Source organism: Burkholderia sp. PAMC 26561, assembly GCF_001557535.2.
Taxonomy (GTDB): domain Bacteria; phylum Pseudomonadota; class Gammaproteobacteria; order Burkholderiales; family Burkholderiaceae; genus Caballeronia.
In genome coordinates this window covers 1,502,910-1,519,175 of sequence record NZ_CP014306.1, presented here as the reverse complement: position 1 = coordinate 1,519,175, position 16,266 = coordinate 1,502,910, and the positions used below count along the sequence as shown (strand labels likewise).

The window sequence follows — 16,266 nt, the reverse complement described above, 5'->3', positions numbered from 1 at the left end:
TACCCGGTGACGCGTGTCAGTTGCAGCGCATCAGCCATGTGCGCAACTCGACGGCAAACTGCTTGCGCCGGTACTGTGCCAGATGAATCCCGACAGGCACCGACTGGCCCCGCGACACTAGCTTGACCGGATCTCTCGGCCTCGCTCCCGGTTCCACCCGAACCCAGCGCGGATTAAATTCCACCTGCGTCAGGGTTTCGGCGTCCATGCGTTCAATCACAAGCCGGTCGTGAAACAGCAGGATCCGCTCGTAATCGACAGCATGGCGCGCGTAGACGACGAACGCGATACCGACCGCCAGCAACTCGATACCCGTAAAAGGCAGCACCAGCCAAGCGCCTGCCCACACCAGCAAACTCGCGATCAGCAGCGAAAACAGCGCCAGCGATACATAAAACGCTACGAACTGGCGCGGCGAGACAGAACAGTTCCGCTTGAACAACCAGTCCTTCACGACTGGCTCGGAGTCCATCAGCAGATCGGTTGCTTGCATCGCCGTCTCCCGCTTCAGAGTTGTCTCACCCGCGCTCTCGCCAAGTGCCAAGCCCTGTTCATTTAATGCTCACCCGCCACCATGAAGACGACGAAATTCATGCCAGCCAGGCGACAAACTGACGCATTATAGGCGTGTTGCCCAGCATCCACAAGCAAGGTGGCGCCCGCCGCAAAGCCAAGCCGCACAAGCCTCTGCGCCCTTTTGCCGCATCCTTTTGGATGCTTGTCGACGCGCGTATCCAGGAGGCGGTCAAGGGTGCATTAAATTCGGCATGAGTGCGTCTTGCCAGCCCTTCTGCTGCAATCCGCACTGTTCACTTGCTTCGTTTCGGGCCGCGTCCTATATCTTCCAGCCTGATGATTCCATGCCCTTCCGCCGTCATTCGCGGCACGGCCTTCCAGGCGTGGCCGTAAATCACCTCGAAGGTCAGCGGGATCGTCCCATCTTCGCGACGGCGTGATTCCAGCGCTGCGTGCAGCGCGTCGCGCAACGCGCGTCCGTGCTGCTGCGCGCCCGTCCCGACGGGGAAAGCACCCCAGCCACGCACATCCTTCAACAACGATTCCGGCGATTTGTAGGTGATTGCCAGCACTTCCTGATCCATCACTGGAATCTCAAAACCGCTTTCGACAAGCATGTCACCCAGGTCATGCATATCGACGAATTCGATGGTGTGGCGCCGCGGCGTCAATCCCAAGGACTTCTCCGCCTGCTTGTAAGCGCCGCTCAACTCCTTCAGCGTGTCGGGTCCGAGCGTGCTGAACATCAACAGGCCGTTCACCTTGAGCACGCGCGCCCATTCAGGGAACACGAGGTCGGGCCGCGCGTGCCATTGCAGCGCGAGGTTCGACCACAGCATCTCGAACGCACCGGCGGAAAACGGAAGCTCGGCGAAGTCGCCCTGCGCCAGTTGCGGACCCCGTGCGCCAAAAGCCTTGCCCAGCGTGGCGGGCAGGAAACGCCGCCAGCCGGCGTTGGCTTCCGATTCCGCCGTTTCGGCCTTATTCGCCCGGTCCAGCATTCCAGTCGACAGATCAAGCCCGATCACCGATGCATCCGCAAACCGCTCGCGCAGCCCCGGCAGATCGGCCCCCATGCCACAGCCGGCATCGAGCACGCGCACGGGCGCGACCTTGATGTACTCGAGCCGCTCGCGCATGCGCACCGCGATTTCGCGCGGCAGGAATGCGACGTCATCAAAACTCGCGGCGCGGCGATCGAAAATCCGCCTGATACGGCGCGAATCGTAGGCCGGACGGCCAGCGTTGGCGGAAGTTGAGGACATGACAACCTGTTTTCTAAGAGTGCGAAGTATACTCGGTCGATTGTTAAAACGTTCAGCAAAACCAGACGCCACAACGGTTCGCTGGCGTTATAGCCAGTATTTCGGAATGTTTCCGCGTCTTTGGATCGGACTGATGGATCGACAATTTCTCTTCATCCTGCGCCGTTCAGTCCTCGCTTCAAGTGCAGGTTTGGGCTTGTTGCAAAAAGGCTTTATCGATGCCGCGCGTTTGTTTGTGCGGTTGCACGACATCGCTTTGCCGAGTCAGTGCGCATTGTGTGGCAATTTGTCACATCGAGTGTTGTGTGCCGGCTGTGATGAGCAGTATTGGAACCAGGCACGCACGCGCTGCTTCATTTGTGCATTGCCCATGTCGGTATTTGCCGGCCCCGGCGAAGACCGCTCCCGCGCTCAGTCACGCTGCAAGCTTTGCATCACCGAGCCGCCGCATTTCGATGCGACCATCGCGCTCGCCGATTATCGCGCGCCACTCGATACACTCGCGCTCGAGCTGAAGTTTCAGGCGCGGCTAGCGGGCGCCGATGAATTCGCGCGCCAGTTGCAAGCCACGTTCGAAGATTCCAATGTAGCCGCGCCGGATATCGTTGCGCCGGTGCCTTTGTCCAGGAAGCGTCTCAGGACACGCGGCTACAACCAGGCATGGTCCATCGGCAAGCCGTTGGCACGCCGGCTGGGTGCGCATGCAGATGCAACGCTGATCGAGCGTACCCGCAATACCGCGCCGCAAGCGAAGCTCGATCTCGATACGCGCCGCCACAATGTCGGCGATGCCTTCAGAGTGCTGCGCGACGTCCGCGGCAAACACGTCGGTATAGTCGATGACGTCATGACTTCCGGCGCCACGCTCGACGCGCTGGCCCGTACTCTGAAAACCGCGGGCGCGCGGCGTGTCACCAACTTTGTCGCGCTGCGCACACCGCAAGACTAATCTTTTGAGTCATCGCTTATGTTCAACGTAGTTCTGGTCGAACCCGAAATTCCCCCGAATACCGGCAATGTCATTCGGCTGTGCGCCAACACGGGCGCACGGCTTCATTTGATCGAGCCGTTAGGATTTCCTCTCGATGACGCCAAGATGCGCCGCGCCGGACTCGATTACCACGAGTACGCACAGATGCACGTCCATGCGAACTGGGACGCTTTTATCGAGAAGGAAACACCCGACGTGACGCGCATGTTCGCGTTCACCACACGCGGCGCCACGCCGTTTTTCGGGCACGCGTTCCAGGAAGGCGACTGGTTTGTGTTCGGCGCGGAAACGCGTGGCTTGTCGGACGCGGTGCTTGGACAATTCACGACCGAACGGCGCGTCCGCTTGCCAATGCGCCCGGGAAACAGGAGTTTGAATCTGTCGAATACGGTTGCGATCGTGACGTTCGAGGCGTGGCGTCAGACAGGCTTCGAGGGTGGCGAATAAAGCGAAGCGCCGTTATTCAGCCTTTGCGTCGCGGCTCAGCAATGCGTGGACGGCATCGCGCGGCGCGACGTTATCGAACAAGACGCGGCAAACGGCATGGGTGATCGGCATATCGATGCCATGAGATTCAGCCAGCGCCAGCACCGCCCGCGCACAGCGCACGCCCTCGGCCACGTGGCCGAGCGCGGCGAGGATATCGGTCAGGGATCGGCCGGTCGCGAGCTGCATGCCTACCGTGCGATTCCGCGATAAATCCCCGGTCGCCGTCAGGATCAGATCGCCGAGTCCGGTCAGGCCGTTGAACGTCTCCGCGCGGCCGCCCAACGCCACGCCCAGTCGCGCCATCTCGGCCAAGCCGCGCGTGACCAGCGCGGCGCGCGCGTTCAGGCCCAGCCCGAGTCCATCGGCGATACCCGTTGCGATCGCCAGCACGTTCTTCACCGCACCGCCTACCTCGACGCCGATCACGTCGTCACCGGTATAGATACGCATCGCGCCATGGTGGAAGGCCGCGACGGTACGCTCGCCCAGCGTGACCGATGCGCTCGCGACCGTCAGCGCGACCGGCAAGCCCTGCCCGACTTCGCGGGCGAAGCTCGGCCCGGAAAGCGTGCCGTTGCTCGCGTGCTGCGGCAGTTCGGCCGCGACGACCTCATTTGGCAAACATTGCGTATCGGCTTCAAACCCTTTGCACAGCCACACGATATGCGCCGGGACGATCCCCGACTCGCGCATCGTCCGGCATAACGCGCGCAAGCCCGCTACAGGCGCGGCGACTACGCAAAGTGCATCACCGGCCGCACCGTGACTCAACGCGGAGGAAAGATCCGCTTCGTACACAAGCGTTTCAGGCAGCGTCACGCCGCGCAAATAGCGCTCGTTTTCATGAGAAGCGGACAGGGATTCGATGAGCGCGCGATCGCGCGCCCAGAGGACCGTGTCGTGGCGAGTGGCCAGATGGCCAGCCAGCGCGGTGCCCCACGCACCGGCGCCGAGAACGGCTACTTGCATGCCCGGCTCCGGAATATCGGTTTTAGTTCAGCGTCGCGCCGTTGGCCACGCCTTCCTGGGCGGCCGACAATTGCGAGATGCGTTGTTCGTACAGCGCCTGGAAGTTGATTTCCGCGAGGTGGATCGGCGGGAAACCGGCGCGCGTGATAGCGTCAGCAATGTTCGAGCGCAGGTACGGAAACAGGATGGTCGGGCAAGCAATACCGACGAGCGGATCGATCTGGTCAGCCGGGATGTTGCGGATATCGAAAATGCCGGCTTGCTTCGCTTCGATCAGGAACGCGACCTTGTCCGACACCTTCGCGGTCACGGTGCCCGTCACCAGCACTTCGAACACGCTTTCTGCCAGGCGCTCGGCCTTCACGTCCACTTCCACTTCCACCGACGGCATGTCCTGCTCGAGGAAAATTCCCGGCGAATTGGGCTGCTCGAGCGACATATCCTTCAAGTAGATGCGCTGAATGTTGAAGAACGGTTGGTTGTTGTCGTCAGACATGTTGATTCCCTTGATTATTTAAAGTGCAGCCCGCGGCGTTTCCGGTTTTTCCGGATCAATGCCACGGGCTGCTTTGCTGCCGGCAATGCGTTCAGGCCGCTTCGAGCAGCGGCATCAGGCCGCCTTTGCGGTCGAGCGCTGACAGATCGTCGTACCCGCCGACATGCGTTTCGCCGATAAACACCTGCGGCACCGTCCGTCGGCCCGTACGCGTCATCATTTCTTCACGTTTTGCAGGATCACGGTCGATCAGCACCTTCTCGACATTTTCCACGCCGCGCGACTTTAGTAGACGTTCGGCCATCTGGCAATACGGGCACACTTGCGTGCTGTACATGATTACTTTGTTCACTTTAGGGCTCCTTGTTTCACGACCGGCATGCCAGCTTTTTGCCAGGCATCCAGTCCGCCTTGCAATACATGGACCTCGGCGTAGCCTGCATCGCTCACAATCTGGCTCGCCTTCTGGGACTGTTGCCCGGTCTGGCAAACGAGCAAGACCGGATTGCTCTTATTCTTGGCGATTTGGCCAACTTTTGCTTGGAGCTCCGCCAAACCAAAGTTTTTCGCGGCCGGAATGTGCCCTTGCGAGTACTCGGAGACCGGCCGCAGGTCGATGATCGAGGCGTTGCGCCGGTTGATCAAAAGGACCGCGTCGGCCGGTGAAACAGCGCCGCGGCCGCGCCGCATAAGCGTTGGCCACAGCAGCAACCCGCCCGAAATGAGGAGGACGGCGATAAGTACAAGGTTGGTGTAATCGGTGAAAAACTTCACTTCGGGACCGCCGGATTGGGAGTGTGGAGAAAAGAAAAGCCGTAAAAAAATCAGGACAATCCAGCCATTATAAAATAACCGTTCTCCGTAAAGGCATCGGCCGATCGGCTGAGTTGCGCCGAAGCGCGTTGCCGCACAAAATCGATGCCAGTTTTCCGCTTCTTGCTGCTTCTTAACAGGCTTCCCAACTAACCGACCTCTAAACGGACATCATGTACAAGCTAGTGCTCATCCGCCACGGCGAATCCACGTGGAACAAGGAAAACCGATTCACAGGCTGGGTCGACGTCGACCTGACGGAACAAGGCGTCCGCGAAGCGCAGCAAGCCGGCGTGCTGTTGAAAGAAGCGGGTTTCAGTTTCGACATTGCGTACACCTCGGTGCTCAAGCGCGCAATCCGCACGCTCTGGCACGTGCAGGATCAAATGGACGAGATGTATCTGCCCGTCGTGCATTCGTGGCGGCTGAACGAGCGGCACTACGGTGCGCTCGCGGGATTGAACAAGGCTGAGACAGCGAAGCAATACGGCGACGAGCAAGTGCTGGTCTGGCGCAGAAGCTACGATACGCCGCCGCCGGCTCTCGATCCGTCGGACGAACGCACGTCGTTCAACGATCCGCGCTATGCGAAAGTGCCGCGCGAAGAGCTGCCGCTGACCGAGTGCCTGAAGGACACGGTCGCACGCGTGCTGCCCATGTGGAACGAGTCCATCGGACCGGCCGTCAAGTCGGGAAGACGCGTGCTGATCGCAGCACATGGAAACTCCATGCGTGCGCTGATCAAATATCTGGATGGGATTTCAGACGACGATATCGTCGGATTGAATATCCCGAATGGCGTGCCGCTCGTTTATGAACTCGACGAAAACCTGAAACCGATCAAGCACTATTATCTCGGCGACCCCGATGCCATAGCGAAGGCGCAGGCTGCAGTCGCAAAGCAGGGGAAGGCAGGATAAGCGGGCTTTCCGCCCAAATCCCAAGCCTGACCGGCAGACGATGCGAGATCAACCACGCTCGAATCGTCTGCGAAGCTGTTTGGATACTTGCCAAGGCCCATTCGACATCTCTGGTTGAGACGATTCATACTGGCCTCCATAAATCTTCATCAGGTCTTTTTGCTGAAGTCCCATAAGCCGGGCCCGACATTTGCGCAGGGATTACCGCTTTAATAAACCGCGGCTTCGAAAAGAATTTACCCACCATGCCGGCGGACGCCGTTTAAGCTGCGTTTAAGTCGTGGTCCGGGGCTTGCAGTTATACTGCCCAGTCAACCACGACGCAGCCTAATCCGCTTCCGACCGCAACAGACTCTATGCGAAAGAACCTGAAAAACATCGGCCTGATCGCCGCGGGCCTTGCTACCGGCGCATTTGCCACGCTGCAACTCTCCGCATCTGCCCAGCAAGCCGCTACCGCGCCTCTCCCGCTAGATCAACTGCGGTTGTTTGCCGAAGTCTTCGGGCAAATCAAGCATGAATACGTCGAACCGGTCGACGATAAAAAACTCCTCACCGCCGCCATCAAAGGCATGGTGTCGAGCCTCGACCCGCACTCGTCGTATCTCGACAAGACCGACTACGAAGAGTTGCAGGAACAGACCAAGGGCCGGTTCGCCGGGCTCGGTATCGAGATCTCGTCGGAAGACGGACTGATCAAGGTGATTTCGCCTATCGAAGACACGCCGGCGTTTCGCGCCGGCATTCGTCCCGGCGACCTGATCACGCGTATCAACGACAAGCCGGTGCGCGGCATGACGCTCGACAACGCCGTCAAGCAAATGCGCGGCGATCCGGGTACCAAGGTTACGCTGACCATTTTCCGCAAGACCGACGACCGGACGTTCCCGATCACGGTCACGCGCGCGCTCATTCGCGTGCAAAGCGTGAAGATGAAGATCCCGGCGCCCGGTTATGGCTACATCCGCATCACGAGCTTCCAGGAGCGCACGGTGCCTGATCTCGCCGCGAAGCTGCAGGATCTCGCGCGTCAGCAGCCCGACCTGAAGGGTCTCGTGCTCGACCTCCGCAACAACGGCGGCGGCCTGCTGCAAAGCGCCGTCGGCGTGGCCGGCGCGTTCCTGCCGGACAATGCGGTGGTGGTGTCCACCAACGGCCAGATTGCGGACGCGAAGCAGACTTTCCGCGATACGTACGACAACTATCGCTTGCCGTCATTCGACTCCGATCCGCTGAAGAACCTGCCGGAAATCTTCAAGAAGGTGCCCATGGTCGTGCTGACCAACGCGTATTCGGCGTCGGCCTCGGAGATCGTGGCGGGTGCGCTGCAGGATCATCATCGTGCGTTGATCGTCGGCAAGACCACGTTCGGCAAGGGTTCGGTGCAGACCGTCCGGCCGATGACCGCGGACACCGCGCTGCGCCTGACTACCGCGTACTACTACACGCCGAGCGGCAAGTCGATTCAGAACAAGGGCATCCGTCCTGACGTTCCGGTCGATCAATACGCGGAAGGCGATCCGGACGACGCACTCGTGACGCGGGAAGTGGATTATTCGAACCACTTGGCGAACACGCAGGACCCGAACGAGAAGAAGGAACAGGAAGCCCGCGAAGCAGACCGGCTCGAGCAACTGCGGATTCTTGAAGAGCAGAACGACAAGAAGACGCCTGAGCAGCGCCGGAAGGATCGTGAGAGAAAGCCTGTCGAGTTCGGCAGTGCGGACGACTTCATGCTTGCCCAAGGCCTGAACAAGCTTGAAGGCAAACCGGTTCAGGAGTCGAAGTCGTACTCCGAGCGCAAGCTTGCGCAGGACAAGCCGACGCCATCGGCATCCGCTCCGATCGCGGTGCAGCCGGCCTTGCCGGCAACGCCTGGATCGGACGCTGCGGCGCCTGCTTCGGCGCCCGTGCCGGCATCGGCTACGCAGTAAGATTTTCGGCCAGCCAGATCAAACGCCGCCCCATGTGGGCGGCGTTTTCGTTTCTGCCTTGCCGGGGTTTACTGCGTTTGCGAGCCTCGCGCTTAAAATAGGCGCTTCCTGACCGCCGCGCCGGTCATTGCCCACTCGAGCGCCCGATGAACGACGATCAGCTTCTCCGCTACTCCCGCCATATTCTCGTCGATGAAATCGGCATCGAAGCGCAACAACGCTTTCTGGATGCGCACGTGATGATCATTGGCGCAGGCGGCCTTGGCGCCCCGGCGGCGATGTACCTGGCGGCGGCGGGTATCGGCGAGGTGACGCTGGTCGATGCCGATACCGTCGATCTCACCAATCTCCAGCGCCAGATCGTCCACGCCACGGCATCCGTGGGTGAACCCAAGGTGGACTCGGCGCGCAAGACGCTCGCCGCGCTCAACCCCGATGTCAAGGTGAACGCGGTCGCCACGCGCGCCGACGCGCAATGGCTGAACGACAACGTCCCGCACGCGACTGTCGTACTCGATTGCACCGATAACTTCGCCACCCGCCACGCCATCAACGCGGCCTGTTACGCGCATGGCGTGCCGCTGATCTCGGGCGCCGCGCTCCGCTTTGACGGCCAGATCAGCACCTTCGATTTTCGCTCCGCGCAATCGCCGTGCTACGCGTGCGTGTTCCCGCCTGACGACGCGTTCGAGGAAGTGGCCTGCTCGACCATGGGTGTCTTCTCGCCGACGGTCGGCATTATCGGCACGATGCAGGCGGCGGAGGCGCTGCGTCTGATTGGCGGCTTCGGCACGACATTGCAAGGACGCCTGATGATGCTCGATTCGCTGCGCATGGAGTGGAACACCATGCGCATTGCAAGGCAGGCGGACTGCCCTGTTTGCGGATCACATACGGCGAAATAGTGCCTTTCGCGCGTCGCCCGCATGCGTTGTCTCAAATTTAAGATTCCTCCAATTTAGCTGATGGTTCGGCTGCCTTATCGTGGCTGCTGAACCTTAAAGCGATTGGAGCAACACGTGAGTGAGACAGCAAGCCAAAGCACGCAGCGCGGCCGGAATGAAACTGAATTTGCACGCCCGGGCCCACCGGCACTGAGCGGCGCCGAAGGAGTCCGCTTCGACTTCAACTATGGATGCCGCGTGCAAGTGCCGGTGGATGGCTGGCGCGTTCGCATGATCGACCTGGACACGTTCAACGTCGTACTTGACGAAGCTGTGGAAGCCAACACCGTGATCACGAGCAGGCGTAAATATTTCGTGCGTTTCCTGCTAGAAGTGTTCGACGGTCAGCGCCTCGTCTTCTCCCACACCTTCAATGCGGCCAACAAGAAAGTGGCATTACGCATGGCGCCGCTTGCGCTCGGCGATTCGATCGCGTGGATGCCGGTCATCGATGCATTTCGCGAGCAGCACAATTGCGAACTGCACATGCCGCTGGGGCCGCATCTGCAGCCGCTTTTCCGCGAGGGTTATCCGCGTCTGCATATTGAAACCGACGAAGAACTGAACAGTCAGGCGGATACGTTCTACGCTACGTACTACATCGGTCTGCTCAAGCCATTTTCAGAGCGCGATCATCAACCGACCGACCCACGCGTGAGCAACATGCAGGACATGATTGCCTACCTGCTCGGCGTGCCTTGCGAGGAACGCCGCCCGAACGTGGTCATCGCCGATAAATCCCGCCTAATCACGGAGCGTTATGTTTGCATCGCGACGCAATCGACTGCGCAATGCAAGTACTGGAACAACCCGCGCGGCTGGCCAACGTTGATCGCGCATTTGAAAACACTCGGCTACCGCGTCCTGTGCATCGATAAAGAGCAGTCATACGGCAACGCCGAATACATGAACACGATGCCCGAAGGCGCCGAGGATTTCACCGGCAACCGGCCATTGCAGGAACGTTTGAGCCTGTTGAATCACGCGGATTTTTTTATCGGACTGGGAAGCGGGTTGTCGTGGCTCGCGTGGGCCGCGGGCACGCCCGTTGTGATGATCAGCGGATTTTCGCATCCATCGACGGAATTTCGCACGCCGTATCGCGTGATCAATTTTCATGGCTGCAATAGCTGCTTCAACGACACGACCGCCGAGTTCGAAGCCACGGACTTCGCGTGGTGCCCCCGCCGCGCGGACAAGGCGCAGCGGTTCCAGTGCACGTCGATCATCACGCCTGAATTCGTGATGCGCGTGGTGGACAAGCTGATAGCCGACAAGAAACTGCTGGCTCAAGCCTTCTGAAGCACCGCCAGGGCCGCAAGCAATTCCGCGGGTTCATACGCTGCAAGCACGTCCGCGACGGGCTTGTTCAAGGCCTTCAGATCCGCGCGCAGGATCTCCTGCTTGACGACCAGCAACTGACTGGGGTGCATCGAAAATTCGGTCAGCCCCATGCCGAGCAGGAGGCGCGTCACGCTCGGGTCGCCGGCCATTTCGCCGCACACTGAAACTGGCACGCCTGCGGCTTTCGCTTCGCGCAACGTGAACGCGATCAAGTGCAGCACAGCGGGGTGCAGCGGATCATAAAGATGCGCTACAGCGTTATCCGCGCGATCGATGGCAAGCGTGTACTGGATCAGATCGTTTGTCCCGATCGACAGGAAATCGAGCCGCTTCAGGAACAGGCGCACCGCAATCGCCGCGGCTGGAATCTCGATCATCGCGCCGACCTGCACATTGCGGTCGTATTCGATACCGGCGCTGTCAAGCTGACGCTTCGCTTCGTGGATCAGGTCGAGCGTCTGGTCGATCTCCTGCGCGTGCGCGAGCATCGGGATCAGGATCTTCGCCCGGCCAAACGCCGATGCACGCAGGATGGCGCGCAGTTGCGTCATGAACATCTGCGGTTCGGACAGGCTCCAGCGGATCGCGCGCAAGCCGAGCGCCGGGTTTTGCGCGGTCTCGTAGCCGTCGCCGCTGCTCATCGATTCAAGCGGCTTGTCGGCGCCGACATCGATTGTCCGGATGGTCACCGGCCGGCCGTTCATCAGTTCGATGGCCCGTTTGTAGGCCTCGAATTGCTCCTCTTCCTCCGGCCGCTCGTCCTTGTGATTCATGAACAGGAATTCACTGCGGAACAGGCCGACGCCCATTGCGCCGGCATCGAGCGCGGTCTTTGCGTCGTCGGGCAACTCGATGTTCGCGCACAAGTCGATCTTCGTGCCGTCGAGCGTCTGCGTGGGCGAGAACTTGAGGCGCTGAAGCTTCCTCTGTTCGAGCACCTTCTCGCTTTGCCGATACGAATATTCTTCGAGCACGATCGGCGCGGGATCCACGATCACAATGCCGTGATCGCCGTCCACGATGATTAGATCGTTCTGCCGGATCAACGCGCTCGCCTGCTGCACACCTACCGATGCCGGAATGCCCAGGCTGCGCGCCACGATCGCCGTGTGCGACGTGCGTCCGCCCAGGTCCGTGACAAAACCCTTGAACGCCTGCGTCTTGAACTGCAGCATGTCGGCCGGCGCAATGTCATGCGCGACCACGATCATGTCGTTGTGACCGTTGGTTGCGGCGCCATCGACCACGAGCGTCGCCGTGGACGGAGCGCCCGCCAGCGCCTTCAACACGCGTTCGACGACCTGCTGGATATCAGCCTTGCGTTCGCGCAGATATTCGTCCTCGATATCGTCGAAATGGCGGCTCAGGATCTCGAGCTGCTCGGTGAGCGCCCATTCCACGTTGTATCGGCGGGTCCGCACCAGATCGATGGTTTCGTGAACGAGCATGGCGTCGTTCAGGATCATGGAATGGACGTTGATGAAGGCGCCCATTTCGCTAGGGGCATCGGCCGCGAGGTCCTCACGCAGCGCGTCGAGCTCCGCGTGGACCTGCGCCTGGGCTGCGTGAAAGCGTTCGATCTCACCGTCGATACGATCCGGCTCGACGAGGTAATGGTCGACATCCAGCGCGGCGGCCGCGATCAGATACGCACGGCCAATGGCAATGCCGCGGGAGACTGGGATTCCATGCAGCGTGAACGACACGCGCACCTCTCTGGTTAGGGTGGATCGCGGTTGCGTCGTATTTGCAGGCTGGCGATGCCCGAACATACGATTGCGCGCCTCATTATAAATTCGAACGCGGTCCCTCACCGTTTGCGCTGCAGCAACGCATAAAAAAAGCCGCGTTGGAACGCGGCTCTCTTCAAAACATCTTCAGTGACAACCTCACTGACCTTCGCCAAATTTGTCGGCGATCAAGGCGAGAACGGCCTTCATGGCTTCGGCTTCGTCGGCGCCCTCGGTTTCGATCGTCACCGTGCTGCCGATTCCCGCTGCCAGCATCATCACTCCCATGATGCTTTTTGCGTTGATCCGGCGGCCGTTGCGGCTCATCCAGATCTCGCATTGAAAACTTCCTGCCAGTTGTGTGAGCTTTGCTGAGGCACGCGCGTGCAAACCCAGCTTGTTCACAATCGTTGTTTCTTGTTGCAGCATGATGCTCCGGGCGCTAGGTGAAAGGGCTGACTCGTGCAGGTGCCTTGATTTTAATGACTGACTACTTTTTCCGGTTCGCTGGCAACTGCCGCCGATTTCACCGCACAACTTGCCGCTGCAGCGGCGCTCGCCATTGCGCAAGGATTTGCAGGTGTCGACGCGTCCAGCTCCTGAATGCCCTTCGATCCACCCTGGAGCGACTTTTCGGCCATCGTTTCCAGTGGCGTGGTCCGGTAACACACGGCGCGCACGAGCATGGGCAGGTTGACGCCGGCCAGTACGCGAACCGTGTCGCTTGCGAGGCTCTGCGCAATGTTCGCGGGCGTTGCGCCGAAAACATCGGTGAGAACGATCGCGCCGTTCTCTTCCTTCAGACGGTCGATCTCGGAGCGCGCGAACGCACGCACCTCTACAGGATCGCAGTCCGGCATCACATCGATCACGCCGATGCGCGCGGGCAAACCGCCGTAAATGTGGGAAATGCACTCACGTAGCGCCGAAGCGAAAGGTGCGTGAGCAATGATCAGAATGCCAGCCATATCAGAGTGTGCTGCCCCAAAACGACGAGATACGTCGGAAATCGTGGGAACTTGCTGTTATATGCGCGCAATTAAAAAGCGACCGCAAACATCGATCCGGATGCAAAAGGGTCGAAAAAGCCCGGATATTACAAGCTTAGTCGGAATTTGCACGTCTTGCGCAGCGCAATATGAAACACGTTGCGGCAAGTTCTCACTTTCAATTTCGGGGCCGGATCGCACCGCGAAACGAATCTCATGAGTGGCAGATTGTAGCAGTCCGGACGGATTCAACTGCCCGGCTGCCACTTTGACAGGCACCTCTAAATTGCAACAGCACGCTCCAGTGCATCGATAAACATTCCCGCCACATCGAACCCGGTCTGATCCATGATCTCGCGGAAGCACGTCGGGCTCGTGACGTTCACTTCGGTGAGATAGTCGCCGATGGCGTCGAGCCCGACCAGCAGCAGGCCGCGATTGAACAGCGTCTGCCCCAGCGTTTCAGCGATCTTGCGGTCGTTCTCGGTCAGCGGTTGCGCGCGTCCCAAGCCACCGGCGGCCAGATTGCCGCGCACTTCGTTGCCTTGCGGAATCCGCGCAAGCGAATACGGCACCGGCTGCCCGCCGATGATCAGAATACGTTTGTCGCCATCGGTGATTTGCGGGATGAACTTCTGCGCCATGACGCTGCGCGCGCCGTTGTCGCTCAGCATTTCCACGATCGTGCCGAGGTTCATGCCATCGGCTTTCACGCGGAACACGCCCATGCCGCCCATGCCGTCGAGCGGCTTCAGGATCACGTCGCCGTGCTCTGCGTGGAACGCGCGCAGCCGGTCGGCGTCACGGGTGACCAGCGTCGGCACGACGAATTGCGGCCATTCGCCGATTGCGAGTTTTTCGGAGTGGTCGCGGATTGCCTGCGGCTTGTTGAAGATGCGTGCACCGGTACGCTCGGCCAATTCGAGCAGCCAGGTGGTCGTCACGTATTCCATGTCGAACGGTGGGTCTTTGCGCATCAGAACGGCATCGAACTGCTTCAGATCGCGCAGTTCCGGCGTTGCGGCCGAATACCACGGCGAACGCGCGGAATCCGCCACGTCGCCGACTATGGACACGCGTTGCACCAACCCTTCGACCTTACCCGACACCCAGGCCAGGTGCTGCGGCTCGCACGCGTAGAGCGCGTGCCCGCGGCGGGCGGCTTCGGCCATCATCGCGTAGGTCGTGTCTTTGTAGATCTTGAAATGATCGAGCGGATCGGCGATAAAAAGGATGTCCATAAGCGTCCAGAACGGCCGTTCGGCCTTGGTTTATTCGGTAAGAAGCGGCAGCGGTCTGCAATACGCGATTTTTAACACGTTGCGTGCGTTCGCGCCTGACGTGCAAACGGCCGCAACTCGTGCGGCCGTCGTGCTCCGGATTCAAAGCTTAAACCTGAATGGCTTCCGGATCAGTCTTTTCCAGTTCCACCGATGCCGCCAGCAATCCCAGCCGCGCCACCACGCCATACATGTAGAAGCGGTTCGGCGGTGCTGCGCCGGGTTTCGCGTGGGCATCGGGCAGCGCGGTGTGCTCGAAGCCGAGCGGTACGAAATGCATGCCGGGCGCGTTCAGGTTCTGGTCGCGATCCCGCGAATCGTGCACACGATAAAACCCGCCGACCACATACCGGTCGATCATGTAGACCACCGGCTCGGCGACCGCGTTTTCCACGCGCTCGAACGTATGCACGCCTTCCTGCACGATCACGTCGTGCACTTCCAGGCCGTCCTTCGCGTCGTTCATCTTGACGCGCTCGCGCTTGGTCAACGCGGCGACTTCGCTGGCGTCGTGCACGGTCATCACGCCCTTGCCGTAGGTGCCGGCGTCGGCCTTGATCACCACGTACGGCTTCTCGCTGATTCCGTATTCGCGATACTTCTTCGCGATCTTCTTCAACACGCCGTCGATGGCATCCGCCAGTTCCTGCTCGCCCGTGCGCGCCTCGTAATCCACGCCTTCGACGTGCGCGAAATACGGGTTGATCATCCACGGATCGATTTCGACGAGCTTTGAAAACTTCTTCGCGACGTCGTCGTAACAGGAAAAGTGATTGGATTTCCGGCGCACCGCCCAGCCAGCATGCAGCGGCGGCAGCAAGTATTGTTCGTGCAGGTTTTCAAGCACCGGCGGAATGCCGCCCGACAGATCGTTGTTCAGCAGGATCGAGCACGGGTCGAAATTCTTCAGGCCGAGGCGGCGCGGCGTGCGCTCGAGCGGCTCGAGAACGATCTTCTGGCCATCCGCCAGCGCGATCGTCACCGGGCCATGAATGTTTTCATCGAGCGTGCCGAAGCGGATATTCAATCCGGCCTGACGCATGATGGTCGCGAGCCGCGCGACGTTCTCCAGGTAAAACGCGTTGCGCGTATGGCGCTCCGGTATCACCAGGAGGTTTTTCGCATCAGGGCAGATCTTTTCGATCGATGCCATGGCGGCCTGCACGGCAAGCGGCAACACTTCGACCGGCAGGTTGTTGAAACCGCCGGGGAACAGGTTGGTGTCGACCGGGGCAAGCTTGAAACCCGCGTTGCGCAAGTCCACCGAGCAGTAGAACGGCGGCGTGTGTTCTTGCCACTCCAGCCGGAACCAGCGTTCAATGGACGGCGTCGCGTCGAGTATCTTCCGCTCGAGATCGAGCAGGGGGCCGTTTAACGCCGTTACGAGATGCGGAACCATTGATGACTCGCGGACTTAAGAGGAAAGATTGTAGAGCAAATGCCTCATCTATTTGGGTATGAACTCCCTTTTCCCAAGCCTATTCGCACGGTTCGTGCCGTCTTTCGCGAGCATTTCACCTGATCCGAATCTGTCTTACTGCACAAAAACGGGACAAAAAAATGCCCGCCGTAGGACGGGCGGGCAA

Annotated in this window: 17 protein-coding genes; 6 read left to right on the top strand and 11 right to left on the bottom strand. The window is 60.1% G+C overall.

The genetic code is table 11. The annotated features are described in order from the left end of the window. Nucleotides 1-16: 16 nt before the first annotated feature. Both AXG89_RS07190 and AXG89_RS07185 read right to left on the bottom strand, forming a co-directional pair. Nucleotides 17-493 carry a DUF2244 domain-containing protein gene (locus tag AXG89_RS07190; protein ID WP_062170390.1) on the bottom strand — a complete coding sequence of 159 codons (477 nt, stop codon included), beginning with the start codon at nt 491-493 and terminating at the stop codon, nt 17-19. A 316-nt stretch (nt 494-809) separates the two neighbouring features. Then, a complete protein-coding gene (locus AXG89_RS07185) occupies nt 810-1,781 on the bottom strand; it encodes a methyltransferase domain-containing protein (RefSeq protein ID WP_062168844.1) in 972 nt (323 codons plus the stop codon). Nucleotides 1,782-1,914: 133 nt separating this feature from the next. Here AXG89_RS07185 and AXG89_RS07180 point away from each other — a divergent pair, with 133 nt between their 5' ends. Both AXG89_RS07180 and trmL read left to right on the top strand, forming a co-directional pair. Next, nucleotides 1,915-2,730: a ComF family protein gene (locus tag AXG89_RS07180; protein WP_082771454.1), complete on the top strand. Its 816-nt coding sequence runs from the start codon at nt 1,915-1,917 to the stop codon at nt 2,728-2,730. Between the two features lie 18 nt (nt 2,731-2,748). After that, the gene (gene trmL / locus AXG89_RS07175; protein ID WP_061998329.1) at nt 2,749-3,219 is read left to right on the top strand and encodes a tRNA (uridine(34)/cytosine(34)/5-carboxymethylaminomethyluridine(34)-2'-O)-methyltransferase TrmL; all 471 of its coding nucleotides are present in this window, start codon (nt 2,749-2,751) and stop codon (nt 3,217-3,219) included. 12 nt (nt 3,220-3,231) lie between these two features. Here trmL and AXG89_RS07170 read toward each other — a convergent pair whose 3' ends face one another. The 4 genes from AXG89_RS07170 to AXG89_RS07155 form a co-directional block, all read right to left on the bottom strand. Then, nucleotides 3,232-4,230, bottom strand: a complete 999-nt coding sequence (locus AXG89_RS07170) for an NAD(P)H-dependent glycerol-3-phosphate dehydrogenase (RefSeq protein WP_062168842.1) — start codon at nt 4,228-4,230, stop codon at nt 3,232-3,234. A gap of 22 nt (nt 4,231-4,252) precedes the next feature. After that, nucleotides 4,253-4,726 carry a protein-export chaperone SecB gene (gene secB, locus AXG89_RS07165; RefSeq protein ID WP_056358077.1) on the bottom strand — a complete coding sequence of 158 codons (474 nt, stop codon included), beginning with the start codon at nt 4,724-4,726 and terminating at the stop codon, nt 4,253-4,255. A 91-nt stretch (nt 4,727-4,817) separates the two neighbouring features. Next, nucleotides 4,818-5,078 carry a glutaredoxin 3 gene (gene grxC / locus AXG89_RS07160; RefSeq protein WP_056358080.1) on the bottom strand — a complete coding sequence of 87 codons (261 nt, stop codon included), beginning with the start codon at nt 5,076-5,078 and terminating at the stop codon, nt 4,818-4,820. Beyond that, a complete protein-coding gene (locus AXG89_RS07155) occupies nt 5,075-5,500 on the bottom strand; it encodes a rhodanese-like domain-containing protein (RefSeq protein ID WP_062168841.1) in 426 nt (141 codons plus the stop codon). The genes grxC and AXG89_RS07155 overlap by 4 nt, the downstream gene beginning before the upstream one ends. 212 nt (nt 5,501-5,712) lie before the next feature. Here AXG89_RS07155 and gpmA point away from each other — a divergent pair, with 212 nt between their 5' ends. The 4 genes from gpmA to AXG89_RS07135 all read left to right on the top strand — a co-directional run bounded on the left by gpmA (nt 5,713) and on the right by AXG89_RS07135 (nt 10,639). After that, nucleotides 5,713-6,459: a 2,3-diphosphoglycerate-dependent phosphoglycerate mutase gene (gene gpmA / locus AXG89_RS07150; protein WP_062168839.1), complete on the top strand. Its 747-nt coding sequence runs from the start codon at nt 5,713-5,715 to the stop codon at nt 6,457-6,459. Between the two features lie 356 nt (nt 6,460-6,815). Further along, complete coding sequence (locus tag AXG89_RS07145) at nt 6,816-8,393, top strand: S41 family peptidase (protein WP_062168837.1); 1,578 nt, start codon at nt 6,816-6,818, stop codon at nt 8,391-8,393. Between the two features lie 146 nt (nt 8,394-8,539). Continuing rightward, on the top strand, nt 8,540-9,298 hold the full coding sequence (locus AXG89_RS07140; RefSeq protein ID WP_062168835.1) for a HesA/MoeB/ThiF family protein: 759 nt from the start codon (nt 8,540-8,542) through the stop codon (nt 9,296-9,298). A 114-nt stretch (nt 9,299-9,412) separates the two neighbouring features. Beyond that, nucleotides 9,413-10,639, top strand: coding sequence for an autotransporter strand-loop-strand O-heptosyltransferase (locus tag AXG89_RS07135; protein WP_062168833.1), 1,227 nt, complete (start codon nt 9,413-9,415; stop codon nt 10,637-10,639). Here the strand turns inward: AXG89_RS07135 and ptsP are convergent. The 5 genes from ptsP to gshA form a co-directional block, all read right to left on the bottom strand. After that, nucleotides 10,627-12,387, bottom strand: a complete 1,761-nt coding sequence (ptsP, locus tag AXG89_RS07130) for a phosphoenolpyruvate--protein phosphotransferase (RefSeq protein ID WP_172811903.1) — start codon at nt 12,385-12,387, stop codon at nt 10,627-10,629. The genes AXG89_RS07135 and ptsP overlap by 13 nt on opposite strands. Nucleotides 12,388-12,570: 183 nt before the next feature. Further along, entirely contained in the window at nt 12,571-12,840 is a 270-nt protein-coding gene (locus AXG89_RS07125) for an HPr family phosphocarrier protein (RefSeq protein WP_060817338.1), read from the bottom strand. 50 nt (nt 12,841-12,890) lie between these two features. Then, nucleotides 12,891-13,379 carry a PTS sugar transporter subunit IIA gene (locus AXG89_RS07120; RefSeq protein WP_062168831.1) on the bottom strand — a complete coding sequence of 163 codons (489 nt, stop codon included), beginning with the start codon at nt 13,377-13,379 and terminating at the stop codon, nt 12,891-12,893. 302 nt (nt 13,380-13,681) lie between these two features. Continuing rightward, nucleotides 13,682-14,641, bottom strand: coding sequence for a glutathione synthase (gshB, locus tag AXG89_RS07115; protein WP_062168829.1), 960 nt, complete (start codon nt 14,639-14,641; stop codon nt 13,682-13,684). Nucleotides 14,642-14,789: 148 nt separating this feature from the next. Continuing rightward, nucleotides 14,790-16,079: a glutamate--cysteine ligase gene (gshA, locus tag AXG89_RS07110; RefSeq protein WP_056358120.1), complete on the bottom strand. Its 1,290-nt coding sequence runs from the start codon at nt 16,077-16,079 to the stop codon at nt 14,790-14,792. Between the last annotated feature and the right edge of the window lie 187 nt (nt 16,080-16,266).